Annotated in this window: 20 protein-coding genes; 3 read left to right on the top strand and 17 right to left on the bottom strand. The window is 36.9% G+C overall.

Annotated elements, in window-relative coordinates:
* Positions 1-422: 422 nt before the first annotated feature.
* The 8 genes from AC3EBE_RS10870 to AC3EBE_RS10835 all read right to left on the bottom strand — a co-directional run bounded on the left by AC3EBE_RS10870 (position 423) and on the right by AC3EBE_RS10835 (position 6,266).
* The gene (locus AC3EBE_RS10870) at positions 423-1,718 is read right to left on the bottom strand and encodes an IS110 family RNA-guided transposase (RefSeq protein WP_488595053.1); all 1,296 of its coding nucleotides are present in this window, start codon (positions 1,716-1,718) and stop codon (positions 423-425) included.
* 217 nt (positions 1,719-1,935) lie between these two features.
* Complete coding sequence (locus tag AC3EBE_RS10865; protein WP_488595052.1) at positions 1,936-2,514, bottom strand: hypothetical protein; 579 nt, start codon at positions 2,512-2,514, stop codon at positions 1,936-1,938.
* A gap of 215 nt (positions 2,515-2,729) precedes the next feature.
* On the bottom strand, positions 2,730-2,867 hold the full coding sequence (locus AC3EBE_RS10860) for a hypothetical protein (protein ID WP_488595051.1): 138 nt from the start codon (positions 2,865-2,867) through the stop codon (positions 2,730-2,732).
* Positions 2,868-3,004: 137 nt separating this feature from the next.
* Entirely contained in the window at positions 3,005-3,181 is a 177-nt protein-coding gene (locus AC3EBE_RS10855; RefSeq protein ID WP_488595050.1) for a hypothetical protein, read from the bottom strand.
* A gap of 102 nt (positions 3,182-3,283) precedes the next feature.
* Positions 3,284-3,814 (bottom strand): class I SAM-dependent methyltransferase, encoded by a 531-nt coding sequence (locus tag AC3EBE_RS10850; RefSeq protein WP_488595049.1) that lies wholly within the window; start codon positions 3,812-3,814, stop codon positions 3,284-3,286.
* A 113-nt stretch (positions 3,815-3,927) separates the two neighbouring features.
* Positions 3,928-4,392, bottom strand: coding sequence for a hypothetical protein (locus AC3EBE_RS10845; RefSeq protein WP_488595048.1), 465 nt, complete (start codon positions 4,390-4,392; stop codon positions 3,928-3,930).
* A 528-nt stretch (positions 4,393-4,920) separates the two neighbouring features.
* Entirely contained in the window at positions 4,921-5,406 is a 486-nt protein-coding gene (locus AC3EBE_RS10840) for a GNAT family N-acetyltransferase (RefSeq protein ID WP_488595047.1), read from the bottom strand.
* An 86-nt stretch (positions 5,407-5,492) separates the two neighbouring features.
* On the bottom strand, positions 5,493-6,266 hold the full coding sequence (locus AC3EBE_RS10835; RefSeq protein WP_488595046.1) for a Cof-type HAD-IIB family hydrolase: 774 nt from the start codon (positions 6,264-6,266) through the stop codon (positions 5,493-5,495).
* Positions 6,267-6,599: 333 nt separating this feature from the next.
* Here AC3EBE_RS10835 and AC3EBE_RS10830 point away from each other — a divergent pair, with 333 nt between their 5' ends.
* Both AC3EBE_RS10830 and AC3EBE_RS10825 read left to right on the top strand, forming a co-directional pair.
* Positions 6,600-7,397 (top strand): phospho-N-acetylmuramoyl-pentapeptide-transferase, encoded by a 798-nt coding sequence (locus AC3EBE_RS10830; protein ID WP_488595045.1) that lies wholly within the window; start codon positions 6,600-6,602, stop codon positions 7,395-7,397.
* Between the two features lie 191 nt (positions 7,398-7,588).
* The gene (locus tag AC3EBE_RS10825) at positions 7,589-8,608 is read left to right on the top strand and encodes a hypothetical protein (protein ID WP_488595044.1); all 1,020 of its coding nucleotides are present in this window, start codon (positions 7,589-7,591) and stop codon (positions 8,606-8,608) included.
* Positions 8,609-8,904: 296 nt separating this feature from the next.
* Here AC3EBE_RS10825 and AC3EBE_RS10820 read toward each other — a convergent pair whose 3' ends face one another.
* The 6 genes from AC3EBE_RS10820 to AC3EBE_RS10795 all read right to left on the bottom strand — a co-directional run bounded on the left by AC3EBE_RS10820 (position 8,905) and on the right by AC3EBE_RS10795 (position 13,079).
* The gene (locus AC3EBE_RS10820; protein WP_488595043.1) at positions 8,905-9,462 is read right to left on the bottom strand and encodes a thioredoxin family protein; all 558 of its coding nucleotides are present in this window, start codon (positions 9,460-9,462) and stop codon (positions 8,905-8,907) included.
* A gap of 45 nt (positions 9,463-9,507) precedes the next feature.
* Complete coding sequence (locus tag AC3EBE_RS10815) at positions 9,508-9,930, bottom strand: hypothetical protein (protein ID WP_488595042.1); 423 nt, start codon at positions 9,928-9,930, stop codon at positions 9,508-9,510.
* An 85-nt stretch (positions 9,931-10,015) separates the two neighbouring features.
* The gene (locus AC3EBE_RS10810) at positions 10,016-10,534 is read right to left on the bottom strand and encodes a type II toxin-antitoxin system HicB family antitoxin (RefSeq protein WP_488595041.1); all 519 of its coding nucleotides are present in this window, start codon (positions 10,532-10,534) and stop codon (positions 10,016-10,018) included.
* 319 nt (positions 10,535-10,853) lie between these two features.
* Positions 10,854-12,128: an FtsW/RodA/SpoVE family cell cycle protein gene (locus AC3EBE_RS10805; RefSeq protein WP_488595040.1), complete on the bottom strand. Its 1,275-nt coding sequence runs from the start codon at positions 12,126-12,128 to the stop codon at positions 10,854-10,856.
* A gap of 5 nt (positions 12,129-12,133) precedes the next feature.
* The gene (locus AC3EBE_RS10800) at positions 12,134-12,541 is read right to left on the bottom strand and encodes a PadR family transcriptional regulator (protein ID WP_488595039.1); all 408 of its coding nucleotides are present in this window, start codon (positions 12,539-12,541) and stop codon (positions 12,134-12,136) included.
* Between the two features lie 4 nt (positions 12,542-12,545).
* A complete protein-coding gene (locus tag AC3EBE_RS10795; RefSeq protein ID WP_488595038.1) occupies positions 12,546-13,079 on the bottom strand; it encodes a sigma-70 family RNA polymerase sigma factor in 534 nt (177 codons plus the stop codon).
* 653 nt (positions 13,080-13,732) lie between these two features.
* Between AC3EBE_RS10795 and AC3EBE_RS10790 the strand changes: the two genes are divergently transcribed.
* Positions 13,733-14,482 (top strand): L,D-transpeptidase family protein, encoded by a 750-nt coding sequence (locus AC3EBE_RS10790; RefSeq protein ID WP_488595037.1) that lies wholly within the window; start codon positions 13,733-13,735, stop codon positions 14,480-14,482.
* Between the two features lie 93 nt (positions 14,483-14,575).
* On the opposite strand, the gene AC3EBE_RS10785 is transcribed toward AC3EBE_RS10790, so the two are convergent.
* From AC3EBE_RS10785 to AC3EBE_RS10775, 3 genes are all read right to left on the bottom strand, one after another.
* The gene (locus AC3EBE_RS10785; RefSeq protein ID WP_488595036.1) at positions 14,576-15,127 is read right to left on the bottom strand and encodes a DUF5694 domain-containing protein; all 552 of its coding nucleotides are present in this window, start codon (positions 15,125-15,127) and stop codon (positions 14,576-14,578) included.
* Between the two features lie 287 nt (positions 15,128-15,414).
* Positions 15,415-15,981, bottom strand: coding sequence for a DUF4256 domain-containing protein (locus AC3EBE_RS10780; RefSeq protein WP_488595035.1), 567 nt, complete (start codon positions 15,979-15,981; stop codon positions 15,415-15,417).
* Between the two features lie 85 nt (positions 15,982-16,066).
* On the bottom strand, positions 16,067-16,510 hold the full coding sequence (locus AC3EBE_RS10775) for an SRPBCC family protein (RefSeq protein ID WP_488595034.1): 444 nt from the start codon (positions 16,508-16,510) through the stop codon (positions 16,067-16,069).
* Between the last annotated feature and the right edge of the window lie 66 nt (positions 16,511-16,576).

The raw sequence follows: 16,576 nt of genomic DNA, 5'->3' as shown, positions 1-16,576 counted from the left end.
CTCCCTCAATAAATGAAGCCAAAACGCCGATTTACTCATGTTTTCTTAGAATTTCATAGTCGTTTACCTTTCGGTAACTGACCTTATAAATGGAGGAACTTCACTTGAAAGGATATTTTTGGACAGAGTAAGAAAAAAGAGCTACAACCCACTAACCAATTCCTTACAGAAAATGGTGGATGAGTAAAAATATAACCGCACTGGTGGATGTCCACATTTACCCATGGAGGTCAACCCTCCCATGCCTCACAGAGTCTTCGCTCTCAAATTCCTTCGTCCAACCTTTCCATGAGGTGGATGTCAGCCATGCTGCCCCACAGGGTCTTAGCCCGTAATTTAGTTGCTTTGCCGACTAATCCGTGCTTCAAATGTCTCCAAAATCTATAAAACCAGAACTACTATTCATCTAAACTAAAACAGAGTTACGCTGCCATTTCCGTCTTCTGCACTAGTGCCAAATGAGGGATGTCCTTTAACATCTTTTCTTCATTAAACTCAAATTGCTTTTTACCAATACTAAAGAGGATCCGGATTAGTTTATTACACAAAGCGATCAGGGACTGCATCTTCTTTAATGGATTATCCGGACGTTGAGTATAGTACGCATGTAACGCCTTAAATGCCGTATTTTTTGCGACGAGAATCATACAAACCCTGAATAACAGGGCCCTGAGTTTCTTTCGGCCTCTTTTTGTAATGGTCGTTTTTCCTTTGTGCTTGCCCGATGTATTCTCCTTTAAGCTTAAGCCGGCCAGCTTGATAATTTGCCTGGGATGATTGTATTCGCCTAAATCTCCTACTTCAGCGAAGAAGCCGGCAATTGTATCCCTGCCCACACCTTTTATCGCTAACATTTGTTGTACACCCGGAATATCATTAAGCAGACCGTCAATTCTTGCATCCAATTCTCCGAACTGTAACTGGATTAATTCATACTTCGCCAGAATGGTTTTCAGCTCAAGCCTGGCCATATCAGTACCTTGTCGAAGTCCGATGGACTTACTGGCTGCCTGTTTTAACTCGCGAATCTTGTTTAATCCAACACTCCGTGATACGGATTTTCTCAAATGAACGAGTAGTTCTTTCTCGGTGAATACAGCTATTTCATGTGGTAAGGCATAGAGCTTTAAGAATTGTAAAGCAGCCTTACCTTCCCATTTCTTAAATACCTTGAGGAATTCCGGAAAATACCGGTCAATCCAGTTGTGTACCTGTCCTTGGACCGTTTGTAGGTCTTCAGTTAAAAGATCGCGTATTTTCTTTGCCACTCGGAGTTCTGCATAAACACCTTGCGGTATCGTAGGTTCGGCGTATCTACCGTCCTTGACCAGCTGAGCTATGACTTTGGCATCTTTCACATCATTCTTCGTAGGTGAGTTATCATCCAATTCCTTGCTTTTCTTGACGTGCAAGGGATTTACTGCGACAAACTTAATCCCGTTTTCTTTTAAAATATGGGCAAGATTGAACCAGTAGTGACCTGTTGGCTCCATGCCTACCATCACACTATCCATACGCTGTTCTTTTTTGATTTCCGAAATCCATTTTAAGAAATGCCCAAAACCTTCTTTTGTATTTTCAAATTGACAAGGAGATCCAAACTCCATTCCCCTGAAGTCCTGGGCACGTGCCACATGCTTGAACTTCGCAATATCGACTCCTATAATAAGAGTCTGAGAAGTTATTTGAGCAATCTTCTTATTCTGGTTATAATTCATTTTAAAGCCTCCTGGTATTTGAATGTTTGTCTTTTTTGCTGGCCAGCTCAGGACTCTCTCATTCTACCAAGAGGTTATTTTTTTGTTCAAACTCCATTTTCCTTCATTACAGGAATGCTGCCCCGTTTGTTCAATAAGGAGTTCATCCAAAAAGGCGATGGGTATTATTGATTATAAAAGAAGCAAAGGGTACGCCCCTTTGCTTCCTAACATATTTTTAAATTCTATCTACTCTATTTTTTAACTTAATAAAATCAGGGTCATTAGTAATATCAGGGTGCTTTCTAATAATGTCTTCTATAAATTTTTCTAAACTATTTTTTAAACTCTGCCTAAATAGTTGAAATTCTATCCTATTTTTACAAGTTTGTGGAATTTCATTTGATTGAGATATTTTTTCTCCATCATAGTATATTGCATTTTTCCAAGGGAGAAAGGTAAACTCATTTTTACAAACTGCGAAAGTAACTACATGATTCCTCAGTGAGAAAACAAGACATTTATCAATTTCATCATCGGCAACTATTACTGTATCAGTAACCAATAAGTCTTGAGGTAAAGAAGATAAACTCCAAAGGAATGTATATAATTGACCTACAATTCCCTTCTTTGAGATTGTAGAGCCACCTAAAGGTCCCTTATTTTCGGGATCATTGTAATTACTAAAAAAAGATTCGCCGTCTATTGATATATCTAGCCAACCCCAATGGTCAAAATAATCAATATAGTCTGCACTATAACCTTCTTCAATTTCCTCATATTCAGGCATAAATTTAAAGCTAATTTCCTTGATCATTTTTTCAACACCTTTTGATATTATCTTCCTGTCAGTAACTAATTCCTATTGTTCTTGAGCACATAATTAACGGAATTGTCTATCTCGTACATTTACTTCATAACCCAACTTTGTTAGGTCTAAAACCATTTAAATTTACAATCTTTATTTAACTAACCTGCATCGTTAGTTAATTAAAAGGCACTGTTTTTTCAGTGCCCTACTGTTTCAATATTCTAATTAAAGATTAAATATAAGAGAACTATTACAACAACTATAATTCCACCTAAAGTAGGACTTCCATAAAAAGTTCTATTACAACCATCTTCTTTTTCTATTTTGCTCTTTTCTCGGTTGTTTTCTTGATTCCTCAACGACTCCACCCCTAATAAAAACATACACAATCTTAAACCTAATAAGGTTACGTTAAAGAAGGCTTAATGCTGTAACTTTATTAAACAATGAATAAGGAGTGTAATTTTTTATTACTCCAATAGGAAAAGATTATAGATCACTTTTTCTTACCAATGTAAAGTAAGTGTGTTGAAATTCCAAGAATACTAGGGTCAGTAGCTTTTTCTTTTATTAAATCAATAATTTTTCTTACTTCTTGATCACCTTTATCTCTCCAGTAATTCCAACTATCATTGTTTAGGATCGCTCCTGGATTAGAACCTATTAACTCCATAGTTTCAAATCCTTGTGATTCCATAAAAGGATTGATGTCTGCAATATTAAAATAATATGCGCCTGTAAAACGTCCCTCATCAGCGTGGTTAAAGCATCCTGTTTAAGAAAACCGATTAATGGTATCCATATTATCATTTGGCTTCCAATTCTCCGGACTTATCAGCGATGTAAGTATGTGCCTAATTCTTGGCATAAAGGCTACAAAAACAAGGCCTCCCTTTTTTGTTAGTCTATTTAACTCTCTAACCGCCTGGATACGTTCATCTTCTTTTTGCAAATGATACATAGGACCAAGCATTAATGATGCGTCGAATTGTTCATCTTTAATCATATTAAGCTCTCTCGCATCCGCTGCATAAAACCCTTCAAATTGTCCTTCTAATTCCAGTTCTTTTGCTTTCTCTTTTGCAATTTCAACTAACCGTGGGGTTAAATCCGTCAGTGTTACCTTATAACCTTCTTTAGCAAGTTCCATTGAATATTTGCCTGGTCCAGCACCATTATCAAGGACGTAACCTGTTTGGGGCATATATTTTTTTATAAAATGCCAATTTACTTGGAATTCAATTGGTTCACGCTCTAGTCTTCCCCACTCATCAAATTGATTGTAATTGTTAATGATCTTATTCATATTTTCACCTATATTCCACTTTTCACCTAAAACATTCGGTTCAAAAGTGTCAAATCCTTCTTCAACTATCCTCCCTGTTCGTTTCTATATGAAATTATAATGATGGAGGACTATCAGACTGATAAATCGATAAATTCCAGCTCCCTTTCTGCTTCTGCTTTCGAACGATAAACGGTAATTTTATCATATGGTTTCAAGTTGTCTTGCCATGATTCTAAATTACTCAGAAAATCCTCTCCGTTTTCAGAAATGATCAAGCACTCTAAATGCCTATTGATGTAACAAATTGGTGCGCCACTTTCCAAATCACATTGTTGACCTACAGTTCCGATAAATCCACCTTTACTATCTTTTGCCATAATATCTACATATGGAACCGTATAAAATTCTATATGTGGAATATCATCATCAAAGATAAATTGAATATCATAATCGTTAGCAAATTTTTGATACTCCTCATTTTTATCATTAACACTCATAGGAAAAATTGTTGTACCTGCTGGTATAACCTCAGTATCTTTTAAATTTACATTTATGGCTCCAGTTAAACTTGTTCTATCTAAATAAACTTTTCGCATCTCAACCACCGTTTAATCTTATTTTACGTAAATGATCATGACTATTTGTGGTTTCTAATTGAACTATCCATCAACTCTATACTCTACAAGAAACCATTTTAAAAAAAGTGCCATACTTCTCTAAGGTTATGTCACATAAGAGGATAAGTTTATATAAGGATAACAAGTCCAAAAAGGAAATAAAAAATAGCCAGGAATGCTTTCCCTTTAGATTTTCGATTCTCAAATACCAAAGCAAAACAAAGTATAGTGAAGATGGCATAGCCGACAAGTCTTAATTGCCCAGCAATCGGTCCTATTTTATGTAACATCAATACGATAATTGAAATAATGGTTAAAGGTATATAAAACTTGTTGTATCTTGGATTCATCTGTTAGCTCATCTCCCTAGATTACCTTATCTTGATGTATTCGATTCCCTTACTTAAATAACCTTCTTGCACGATCCTGCCCTTATTGCTTAATACGGAGTTCAACAAAAAAGTGCCTCAATCCTTCATGGATCGAACGCACCTCTTATCTTAAGAATTAAACTTTTTTTACCATTCGTACTTGTCTTAAGATATGTCCATCGAACTCTGCATCAGCCTCTTTAACTACTTCGAACCCTTTAGCTTTATAAAAGTTCATCCCATCCTTATTATCTTTTTCGACGTTTATATAAATTTCTTTTATGCCTTTTAATTCTTTAACCGCTTGTTGTATCAAAGCAGTACCTATCCCTTTACCCTGGAATTCCGGATATAGATAAATAGCCGCCAATTCGACCTTTCCACCATCCCTTACTGTGGAATAGTTTGCAAAACCGACAACTTTCCCCTCAACTTCTGCAACATAAACAATAGAACGTTCTATACGTAGTATCATACTTTCATCACTGTAATTTGATTTTAAGAAGTTATTTTGTACGTCTAAGGGAATTATGCCCTCATATGTTGCATTCCAAGTTGTTTTTGCTATGCTTTGAACTAGTTTCGTATCTTCGTATTGCATCTTACGAATAGTAGTAGCCATATAAACCCTCCTTTTAATACTTCTGTATAAAATGCACCGTTTGTTTTAATATGAAAAACAGCGATATTCTTATTAAACGAACGCAATTAAATAATCCCAAACTTTTTTAATGCGTAGTCAATCCCATCTTCACTTGATGGTTTAGTAACAAAGTCCGCAACAATTTTCAATTTTTCGTTTCCATTCCCCATTGCTATACCTAACCCTACTAATTCCAGCATATCTATATCATTTTCACCGTCACCAAATGCGATGGCTTCAGATTTATCGATACCAAAGAAATCTAAGGTTTTCATTATAGCTAAAGACTTTGAAACATCCTCCTGTAAAACATTTAACACAAAAGGATGCCATCTTTTAAATGTTAGGTGCGGAAACTTTAGTTTATACTTCTCAACTCCTTCATCATTTGCAAACAAACACAATAAAAATACTTCTTCTTTATGAATTGAGCCATGTGATTCAGGAAACTCATTCAGAGACAACGTTTCCTTCAAAGCCGTTAAGATGTCATTATCTGTTACACCATTCATACTGAATTCTTCTGTATAGAATGACAAACCGTTATTCTCTAATTTGGCAAATTCCATAACTTCTTGAATAATACTTTTATCCATTGGTACTTTATGTATAACTTTTTGAATGTGCTTTACGTATCCGCCATTCGCGGTTATAAATGTTTCTATACCTAATTCCTGTAGCTCCTTACACATTGAAAGTGGTCTTCCTGTTGCTGCAACAACCCTTATCCCCTTGTTTCTTAAAGTTTTTAAAGCTTCAATAGTAGAATGAGGAATGCTGCCATCTTTGTGATTTGTAATAGTCCCATCAATATCGAAAAAAACAATTTTATAACTCATAATAATCTCCCAAAATAAAATTCCAATAAAAGTAAACACCTATCTAATATTCGACTTCCGAATAGATAAACCTTCTTCCACTAGCCAGGTGCACCTAAATGAAAAAAATACTGGTGCATAAAGGAGGTTGTTTAGATATTGTCGAATTTGTTAACTGGAAATAATTAAAAGGAGAAAAAACTTGTTCTTACTACTCATACCTGCATTAATAACTTTTGTTTTGGTACTTATTCTATCACCCTTATTAATTGCTGCACTGAAAAAATTGAATTTGACTCAACCTATTAGAGCGGAATTGCCAGCTGAACACCATAAAAAAAGGGCACACCTTTAATGCTGGGAAGTATATTTTTTGTTGGCATTTTAGTAGCTGTCCTATATCTTTCAAGTCCACTTATGCTTTTTTTAGTTGGAACTTTTATTTTATTCAGTGTAGTTGGTTTTCTTGATGATTTTTGGAAAGCTTCAAAACAGGACCCAGGAGGAATTTCGGCTAGGACAAAACTAGTTTTTCAATTTTCTTTTACTATCCTTTTACTTATTGTATTAATTAATTTTTTCGAAACAGATACAACTTTACGTATTACAGATTCAATAAATATCTTTTTTCCCTTATGGATCTATGTAGGCCTGGTGACTTTATTTATTGTAGGATCAGCTAATGCTATTAATTTTACTGACGGTATGGACGGGCTTCTTGGTATGGTATCCATTCCTACATATTTTTTCTTTTTTCTGATATCAGATCATATAGAGGTAAAAATTTTTAGTCTAATTATGATCGCTAGTTTAGCTGGTTTTTTAATTTATAACTTATACCCAGCTAAGGCATTTATGGGAGATACCGGTTCAATGGCAATTGGTGGTTCTTTATCTTTTTTAGCGATTATTGAAAAAGTTGAGATACTAATTCCAATATTGTTTTTGATTTATTTAGCTGAACAATTCTCTGTTATTATTCAAGTTCTATACTATAAAAAAACAAAAAAACGCTTGTTTCTCATGTCCCCTATTCATTTCCACTATGGAATCAAATATGGGTGGTCGGAGAATGTCATTGTATTGAATTTCACTATCGTTTCTTGGGTATGTAGTTTCTTGAGCTATTTATATTTTTATTATTTTATGTAACCTAAATATTCACGGTTTATCATAATAAAAGAGAATCCGATTATGGATTCTCTTTTTATCTGGTATTAATGAGGGTTATTAGACTAAATAAAAAACAAAGCTATGATTAGGATACTAGATCTCAACTCATATCGCTATTAAATCTAATTAACCGTATAATATTAAAAAAGAGACTAAGAGAGGTGAAAAAAATGTTTAAGAAAATTAATGTATTTATCATCATTATCTTCCTTATTACATTAACCGGCTGTATCCCCCAAAAAACAACTCTTGTTGACGAGCTCAACATGAATGAAGAGCTCGTGAATTCTGCAAGGATTATCCAAGACACAAGTGAAAACAGAATTCTTGTTGATAGTACCTACTATTCAATCGATAAGGCTGTAATTGGTACGACTTCTGGTAAAAAAATTAATGCCAAAGATTTTCAACCTGGTAGCCTTATAAATTTAAAAACGACAGGAGAAATAAAGACATCGTTCCCGGGACAAGGGGAAGCAACTAGGGTCATCCTCTATGATGACAAGAGAAGCCAGGAAATAAGCGAAGCGGTCGGTTACATCCTCGAACATCAACCTATGGGAAAAATCATTTCGCCGTCTTTACAAAAAATAACGGATGATAAATTAATCATTCATTTTTTCGAATGGACTATAAACGGAAAAAAATACGAAGCTACTCTTAATCTGAAAAATAAGGATTTAAAAGTAATAGAAATCAAAAATGAGTTTGCAGAGAAGTTGAAAGAAGAACAGGAGAAAGTGTTAAGTAGTAAGAAAGATTTTATGTACACTGGGTACATCACGAAGGTTTTACCAAATGGATTCCGTATCAACAGGGTCGATTTTACTTTTGACAAATCGATCACTTTTAAAAATCAAAAAGGAGAAAGTCTAAAACTGGAAAATTTCCAGGTCGGAGATTTCGTTACAGCTTATCATTCCCGCACTTCAACAGATACATTTCCTTTTAAAGGAACACTTTATCAACTAGAACAACTCATGAATAACTCGCCATCTACAAATTGGGTAAAGTCCTTAACTGAAAGTGGCCAATTTATTGAACCTGTCATTATGGATTTCTGGCAGGAGCAAGACGGCACTAAAACGGTGAAAATTATTGATATAAAGAAAACGAAGAAGTTCCTATACCTCGTGAACTTCAATCATAAAACAGGAAAACAAACCGTTAAAGAGATTCCGAATAAATAGGAAAAGTGACAGACAAAATTATATGTCTGTCACTTTTTTGTTGATAGGACCTGCTGCTATACCTTGTTTCAGGCTCCTAGTTGAAATCGAAATACAGCCACTATTTTTTCCATGTCGTATTACTTTCATTAGCGATAGCAGTTATAAATATCATGGCTTAAAAATAAATCCGGATAAAAATGGTGATGAACAGACTACAGAATTAAGGGTGGATGAAACTGAAAAAGAAATATATATGTTTTGGAATACATAACAAATGACCAAAAGGAAAATGATGGGCAAACTGCTCTTATACCTTACTTCAAAATAGTTAATACCTTCTCCTTAAAACTATCATAAACATATGACCAAAGAACGGATTCCTCCGTATACCTTTTTGTTAAAGAACCAAAGGCTTCTTTTTGTTTCTCCGCAAAGCAGGGTTCCTCTTTTGATGGCAGTGCTGCACGAACTTCATCAACTATCTGCTGAACTTGGGGTGCACGTGGTCCCCACTTTCCAAGTAAGTCTCCTTGATTATTAAAAATTAAAATGATTGGAATCGCACGCCCGCCGTTTGTTAAATGCCGATCAATCAAGTCTGTATCTTCATCCCTTAATGCGACGCGCATTTCAATATCTGCAGCTTCAGCTAATTTGCGAATAACGGGATTAATCATCATGGCATCTCCACACCAATCTTCTGTAATTGTCAGGAAATGAAGTTCATTTTGTTTTAACTTTTCAGCAAATCCATCTGCAGGTAACTGAAATTGATCATAAACAGCCAAACTTTCCTCTTTTAATCTGCCCATTTGATTCATATACGTTTGAATTGATATTCCCTCTTCAAAATACTGTTGTTCTGTTTTCATCTAAATGCCTCCCTTATCTTGTAAATCCTAGTTAATAGTATATGGCTACGTATATTGGTTAAAATTCGTTTCAATTGGCATTACCGATTTAATGTATGCGATATCTTTTTCATTAACGTTGGGGGCAAAAAATTCTCTACCCCAATGTTCGGAATGAAAAATGGTAGTAGCACTTTTACTCAAAAAAATGGAGAACCATTTTATCTTCCCCTCGGCATCTACATTGTTAAATAATAAAAAATTTACAACATCAGATGTTATATTCCCCTTGAAAATAGTAAGATTGTTTTCCGAAGTTATTTGAAAAGATCCTTTAAGAATAGTCTTCGTTTCCTCCAAAACCCTTTTCTCGTCATTCCAACAATGGATTTCTATAGTATCTGATTTTAATAAGAAATACTTCATTAAAGGAACCCAGAAATCGATCTTTTCATCAACAAATAAACTAAAATAAAGTTGGTATTTCATTTAATACCTCATTTCGTTGATTTTTTATATTTAATCTCTAATTTCATTCTTAAACTCGCCCTGTTGGCTGGCGATCTTACTTTTGCTAACCACGGCGTTTAAGAATGACATTTTCAATATATTGTTTAAACTTCTCTTCGGCTTCAGAATGTTTTTTTACGGTGAAAAGTAAAGTTTCATCAGGATGTACCTGTCCGTCTGAATAATCCTCATAAAAAATGTCCCACTTTCCTTCGTCATTCTTAAAGCCAATTGCTTCAAAATATTCTTCTTTTTCTAAGGAGTAATAACCAATATGCCAATGACGGCCTTTTAAATGCACCTGTATTTCTTCTGCATACGGTTCAAATGAGGTCTCGACATCGATTAATTCCATGCCTTTGGAAAGCTTATTGCTTGAAATGGGAATCTGTTCAGGCATCTCTTCGTTATCATATATGAATCCTGCCAGTGCAAAAGCTAATTCCTTTTGTGCATTTTTTGTCGCTGCACGTCTGGTTTTTCCTTTTGATAAAGGATATTCCCACCCCGATTCCGGAAAAATCGTTGGGAAATACACACAAAACATTCCCTCATCATCCTGTTGTATTAATGCTGGATACATTGCATTACCGAAGTCGAGCACAGAAACACATCCTCAAAATAAGATCAATATTAAGGGTTTACCTTGATTTTAACACAAATAACCAATTTTCCTTTTTTAAACACAGCACACAATAGAATTTAGCGTTCAATAAACTCATCAATCTTTTTTCATCCTGCTAAAAGATACAGGAATTAGAATGACCATTCACCCTGAATAAATTTTACTGAGCTAACAAAAAAGAAACAGCCCAATTTAGAGATAAATAGAACTGCTCATCAGCATATTCTTTAACTTTTGGAACTTAAAACATATCCATTCAAACTTAACTGCCTATTTTCTAACCTGTTACTCTGCTACTAGTCATATCCTTCCTCCTGTACACACTAAGGACAACACCCATAATAAAGGCGTTTAAAAGTGTCGGGACCAGTCCGTAACTGATGAATGGCAGTGACATCGATGTTAGCGGCAGGTAGCCTGCGACCATGCCTACATTGTATACAAACTGCACGAGGTACAGGGTAATGGCTCCTATTAAAAGCAGGATACCGTAACCGTCGTTGATTTGCTTGGTGATATAAAGGATCCTTGCAGCAAATAAAGATAAAATGAGCAAAAGCCCAAGGGCAAATATATACCCATAATGATAGGTCAGGCCAGCGAAAACATAATCTGTATGCTCAAATGGCAGTTGTGTACTCTTTCCGGAAGGACCGAACCATCCTGCGGTCTGGAATCGTTCCTTTAATTTCAAATACATATACCCATAGGTTTCTGGATATTTTTCCGGATCCAAATAGCCAAAGAACCTGACAAATTGATATTCTTTTGCCGTCGTCAATGCTAAACCGACAAACGAAGCTCCTAAAATCAGCCCAGCTGCTGTAATTTTAACGGCTGTTTTTCTGCTGATTTTGCTCCACCACATCATCGCAAATACCATAATGCTATAGATAAATACAGCTGAAAGATTCGGCACCGCCAGCAGGAAAAGCAGCGGGAGGATAAACAAAATAACCAGCTGCCAAATTTTTACCTTACTGCTATTAAAGAACGAAGCCCATGCAAAGAACATGAATGGCAATACCATCAGGCTATGTATCACAATCGGCCCAATTTTTATATAAGGAACGCCATTGATCATCATGGTCGGGAACTTTATGATCATAAAGAGCATGAACAATCCGGCTGCATATGATATCCAGCCTCTTTTCTCGAGCTTCCGATAATCAATCAGCATCATCCCGATGGCCGCCGCAGCGCCGAGAATGACATGGAAAGTTCTTTTTAGTTCCAGTCTGTCTTGATACATATCCCCCATCGCCAATAACGGCAGGAAACTCAACCCCAGCGTAATGGCCAATAAACCGATCATCCACCAATCAATTCGGGGCTTGTGAAGCTGATTTAGTTCCTGTCCAAGTTTGGCTGGATTCCCCATCTGGCTGACGGCTTTTTCCTCGGCTTCATGTTCGCTTAGTCCCTTTCCCATCCACTCATTTTTCACTTGCTTCATATGGTATTCAAGCTCAGATGCAACAAAATTCTTTGCTTCCTTTGAACGTATATACTTCTTCACTTCACTTAAAAAATGTTCCCTTTTTTCACTCAATCTCGTCACTCCCCAAGCAGTTCTTTTAATGAATGGCGCTTGGCAGAAAGATCCTTTTCAGCCTGCACCAATAATTTTCTCCCTTTATCATGTATCTGGTACCGTTTGGCTCCTTCTTCAGTCCAATCAGAACGTATCAGCCGGCTTTGCTCAAGCCGATGCAGGACGGTATACAAGAAACCCTCCTGATGCTCGAACCTTTTAATTCCCCTGGATCGCAACAAGCTTGTCAGTTCAAATCCAGTTCTCTCCTGGTTGAGAAGCTGAAGGATTGCCAGGATGATGTCCTCTTCCTTTTGAATGGGTGTCTGGATTTCACTTTTCACCTTTTCGCGGATCTTATCTGAAAAACTTAACTGCTTAAAGGTTGTATTCTCCATTGATTTGCGCAATTTTTGCAAACGATTTTCCATTGGTTCACGCCTCCAGTCTTTGCTTCAGGAGTTCTTTTGCTTTCTTAAGCCTTGTCTTGATTGTATTCTCTTTTACCTCGATGACAGATGAAATTTCCTTAATCGTCATTTCTTCAAAATAATATAGGTAAATCACTTCCCGATAATCGACAGGCAGCCCCATCACCGCTGCTGCAAGCTGATCATCCTGTTCTTCCTGGATGATTGTCTCCTCCACACTTTCACTCGGAACAGAATCATAGATTGGCTGATAATCTGACGTAATCACATTTCTGTTATACCAGCTTTTCAAATAGTCTCGACAATGGTTGGCCGCAATCCGCCAAAGCCATGTACGGAATTTCGCTTTGCCGCCAAAAGTGTGAAGCGAACGATAACACTTCACGAATATTTCCTGGGTCAGATCCTCCGCCAGCTCCTTGTTTTTCACATAGGAAAAGGCAAGCTGAAGGATTTCCTGGCCGTATGTATTCATAATTTCATCAATCAGTTCATCGGCACTTTCTGTTTCGATGATCTCAGCTGTCAACTCTTCCAAATCCGTTCCCCCTTCATACCTAATAGACGAGTCAGTTTTAAAAAGGTTTTTCTATCTGCAAAAAAAGAAGGACTTCTGGGGTCCTTTTTTAAAAAACATCCATATATATGCTGATACCGAAGAGTAACAATATTATCCAAATAGCCAGATAAATGATGTCTTTTCTTCTTCGAAAAAGATAAGTCCCCATCAAGAAATAAATCAATCCAATAAACGAGACAGAGATTATTAAGGCAAACGTTATTGTCCGGTTGTCTGTAAACTGAAAATACCACAATACTAAAATAAAAAAGATGCTTAGAGCTTTTTTAGACTTCGGAAATAGCTTTTCATTATATAAAATTTCTTTTAGTGAATTCATACACCCTCCCGCTTAAAGCTGATTGTGTGACCTTATTCTAACATAAAATCCCATTCCTTTAACTCCGATTCCTACTTTTGGCTTCATTTTTATCCAGCTTTGCTGTGCCAAAAAACGACAGAAACAAGTTCGTTTGTCGGATAAAGACGTATGAAAACTTTTCCATATTTGTAACTATTATGCGGATTTATCGTTAATAAAAGTGTAGAAGGTTCTCATCATGCGGGCAGGCATAGCAAGTGTCAAGACGGCCTGTAGATGTAAACTTTTTTGATATCAAGGGGGATGGGAAATGAAAAAATTCTTGGTCTGCATCATGCTTTTTGCTTCGATGTTATTATTCGAGGCGCCGGCAGAAGCTTCAGGCGGGGAACTGATTATTATCAACAAATCCAATAATCAGCTTGCTTTCTATCAAAATAACAAATTGGTAAGAACATTCAAAGTTGGAACAGGGCGGCAGCCTTCCTACACGCCAGAAGGCAAATTTAAAATCGTGAACAAAATCGTGAACCGCCCTTATTACAGCGGGAATATACCGGGCGGAGACCCGCGGAATCCTCTGGGCAACCGCTGGCTTGGCCTAAATGCCAGAGGAACATGGGGAACCACTTATGCCATACACGGAAATAATAATCCCAAATCCATCGGCGGTTATGTAAGTGCTGGCTGCATCAGAATGTATGATGAAGAAGTTGAATGGCTTTTTAAACAGGTAAAAGTTAATACTCCTGTCGTCATCACCACTTCTAACAAATCCTTTACTTCAATTGCAGCCGCTAATGGCTATAAGGTAACAGGCAATGCATCTGTTCCTGTCTCCACCATTCCTTCAAGCACAGTTTTGAAAAAGGGAATGAAGGGAGCCGAGGTTAAACAGCTGCAGCAGGCATTGACCAACAAGGGATACAGCACCAAGGGAATCGACGGAATCTTTGGAGCAGCTACAGAAAGTGCCGTCAAGAAGTTCCAAAAAGACAAAAAGCTTACGGCAGATGGAATCGTCGGACCAGCCACCAAAAAGGCGCTGGGGCTGAAATAGAAAGGCCTGAAAATGGAGATACCCACCAAATATGGTGGGTATCTTTTTTTGGCCAGAGTTCATGTACTTGCATTTTTGTTATTTTCGGAAAGACTAAAACAAATAATCACTTGCAACTTTTACGTCAAAGAGCCCGCTCTCCCTTATGAATTGTAAAAGCAAATGGAGGTGTGCCGCACCATAAAGAACAAAAATCCGCTCTTCGTAGGATTCAATTAACTGTACAAGATTTTTATAGATTAACATATTACGATAATACCAGTATTTCCCTGTCCACATTGCACCAGCAGGATTGACTGCGCTCCCAACCAACGCCAGCTTCATATACATTTCTTGTCCTTTTAAAACACTTTGCGGATCATTGAGCCACAATAAAAATTCCTTGAGGGTCCGGTTTTGCAAGTATGTATTCGATTTCGATACTATTTCCTGTGCCGTTTTCGTAAATTCCCTGTACTCATCCGTAGCTTCCCATTCACATACGTCTCCAAGGCTTGGGATGTCTTTTTGGTTTTTATTCCAATCCACCGCATATACCCTTTGATGATTGCATTCCCCGGCTAAACGAAAACCAATTTGGTCAACCTCATTAATGGATAAGGTATACTCTCCATTTAAATAGGAAACATAATGCTCATTTAACACTTCTTAATTCTCCTGTAAAACTTCCAGGGCAATTTTTGTCGGTTTGAATTTTTTTAAACAGGCGATAACATCCCTGATTTCAGCCTGTCTAGTCTCAGACAGTATATTCGCTTTCTCAGTCATAAACATATCTCCGTTATTTTGTACTGAAAAGTGGTCTGTACCGAGAATCAAAATAGATGGCTTGATTTTGAACACCCCGTTAAACATCTGTTTTACTTTCTCTAAAAGCTAGTGCTCCAGTTATTAGTATTCAAACGGTCTAAAGTCCGTTTCGGAGGATATGATTAGACCCTTAGTGAACCGCGAAAACCCCTTGCTGCATAGTAGGAATCTGCTCCATTATGGTACACAAATACAGTATCGTAGCGTCGGTCGCAAAATAGGGCACCCTTTAATTTTCTAATTTTGTCAGGAGTTTGCACCCAGCTTGATGTTTTCAAATCAAAATTCCCGAGGTTTTGGAGTTCCCGGTATTGTGCTTCCGTTAAAAGTTCAATGCCCATGGCAACGGCCATATCCATCGCACTATTTTCCGGCTTGTGGTTTTTCCTTGAATCAAGCGCCTCACGATCGTAACAAACACTTCTGCGGCCTTTTGGACTTTCTGCAGAACAATCATAGAATATGTATTCACCTGTTTCTCGATCCTCGCCAACAACATCCGGTTCCCCGCCCGTATCTTCCATCTGTTGCAGGGACCAAAGTTTTTCCATATTAGCCTCGAGCCTAGTTTTGACTTTATCCCATTCAAGACCTTCATGCCGGTTCATGTTTTTCTCAAATCGTGCTTTCAAAATCCCCAGAAGTTCTTCAGCTTGTTCTGGTGACAACCCTTCATTTCTTTTAGTCATATCAAATTTCCTCCTCCTTGTTCTTGCTGCCTTAATGTCAGATCCATTAGTCATCATTAAGTTATTGTGCTCGAGAAAGTTATATCTAATGAATTAATGAAGCTCTCAAAGTATTCACGCCATTTTCTGTATATGCTTTTAAGCAGGATAACATATATACCCAGCCCTCTTTTTGGCCAAGCATCTTCTCCAATAACTCTGAGTCGTCCTTTTTAAAGCCTGACTCATTCACTTCAATAATTGTGCTTGCATTATCCAGCTCACTCAGAGTTATGGCAACAACCGTCTCATTACCATGTTCATTTCCCCATGAAAAGACAATCTTCTTGTTTTCTGTGACCTCTAATATTTTGATAACTCCTTCAGCACCGTATTCTTCATATCTTACAATAATTGATTTACCTTGTTCCCACCTTTCTGAGCTCGAAGAAAACCAATACTCCCCAATCTGTTTTGGATCTACAATTACTTCGAATATTTCCTCAGCTGGCTTGAGGATTTTAATCTTAGTCGTTATATTTGTATCCATGATAAAAACAACTCTCTTTCACAAATTGATTCCTTTAAGCAATTTTCATGGCCAACCTTTTTTATC

It is taken from the genome of Mesobacillus sp. (assembly GCF_057785455.1).
Note: the sequence above shows the minus strand (reverse complement) of the source record. Positions and strands in the feature narration are given on the sequence as shown.

What these genes read in the sequence shown, in the direction of transcription:
- AC3EBE_RS10870 (WP_488595053.1), bottom strand. Translation starts at nt 1,718, where the DNA reads ATGAATTATAACCAGAATAAGAAGATTGCTCAAATAACTTCTCAGACT.
- AC3EBE_RS10865 (WP_488595052.1), bottom strand. Translation starts at nt 2,514, where the DNA reads ATGATCAAGGAAATTAGCTTTAAATTTATGCCTGAATATGAGGAAATT.
- AC3EBE_RS10855 (WP_488595050.1), bottom strand. Translation starts at nt 3,181, where the DNA reads ATGGAGTTAATAGGTTCTAATCCAGGAGCGATCCTAAACAATGATAGT.
- AC3EBE_RS10850 (WP_488595049.1), bottom strand. Translation starts at nt 3,814, where the DNA reads ATGAATAAGATCATTAACAATTACAATCAATTTGATGAGTGGGGAAGA.
- AC3EBE_RS10845 (WP_488595048.1), bottom strand. Translation starts at nt 4,392, where the DNA reads ATGCGAAAAGTTTATTTAGATAGAACAAGTTTAACTGGAGCCATAAAT.
- AC3EBE_RS10840 (WP_488595047.1), bottom strand. Translation starts at nt 5,406, where the DNA reads ATGGCTACTACTATTCGTAAGATGCAATACGAAGATACGAAACTAGTT.
- AC3EBE_RS10835 (WP_488595046.1), bottom strand. Translation starts at nt 6,266, where the DNA reads ATGAGTTATAAAATTGTTTTTTTCGATATTGATGGGACTATTACAAAT.
- AC3EBE_RS10830 (WP_488595045.1), top strand. Translation starts at nt 6,600, where the DNA reads ATGCTGGGAAGTATATTTTTTGTTGGCATTTTAGTAGCTGTCCTATAT.
- AC3EBE_RS10825 (WP_488595044.1), top strand. Translation starts at nt 7,589, where the DNA reads ATGTTTAAGAAAATTAATGTATTTATCATCATTATCTTCCTTATTACA.
- AC3EBE_RS10820 (WP_488595043.1), bottom strand. Translation starts at nt 9,462, where the DNA reads ATGAAAACAGAACAACAGTATTTTGAAGAGGGAATATCAATTCAAACG.
- AC3EBE_RS10815 (WP_488595042.1), bottom strand. Translation starts at nt 9,930, where the DNA reads ATGAAATACCAACTTTATTTTAGTTTATTTGTTGATGAAAAGATCGAT.
- AC3EBE_RS10810 (WP_488595041.1), bottom strand. Translation starts at nt 10,534, where the DNA reads ATGTATCCAGCATTAATACAACAGGATGATGAGGGAATGTTTTGTGTG.
- AC3EBE_RS10800 (WP_488595039.1), bottom strand. Translation starts at nt 12,541, where the DNA reads ATGGAAAATCGTTTGCAAAAATTGCGCAAATCAATGGAGAATACAACC.
- AC3EBE_RS10790 (WP_488595037.1), top strand. Translation starts at nt 13,733, where the DNA reads ATGAAAAAATTCTTGGTCTGCATCATGCTTTTTGCTTCGATGTTATTA.
- AC3EBE_RS10780 (WP_488595035.1), bottom strand. Translation starts at nt 15,981, where the DNA reads ATGACTAAAAGAAATGAAGGGTTGTCACCAGAACAAGCTGAAGAACTT.
- AC3EBE_RS10775 (WP_488595034.1), bottom strand. Translation starts at nt 16,510, where the DNA reads ATGGATACAAATATAACGACTAAGATTAAAATCCTCAAGCCAGCTGAG.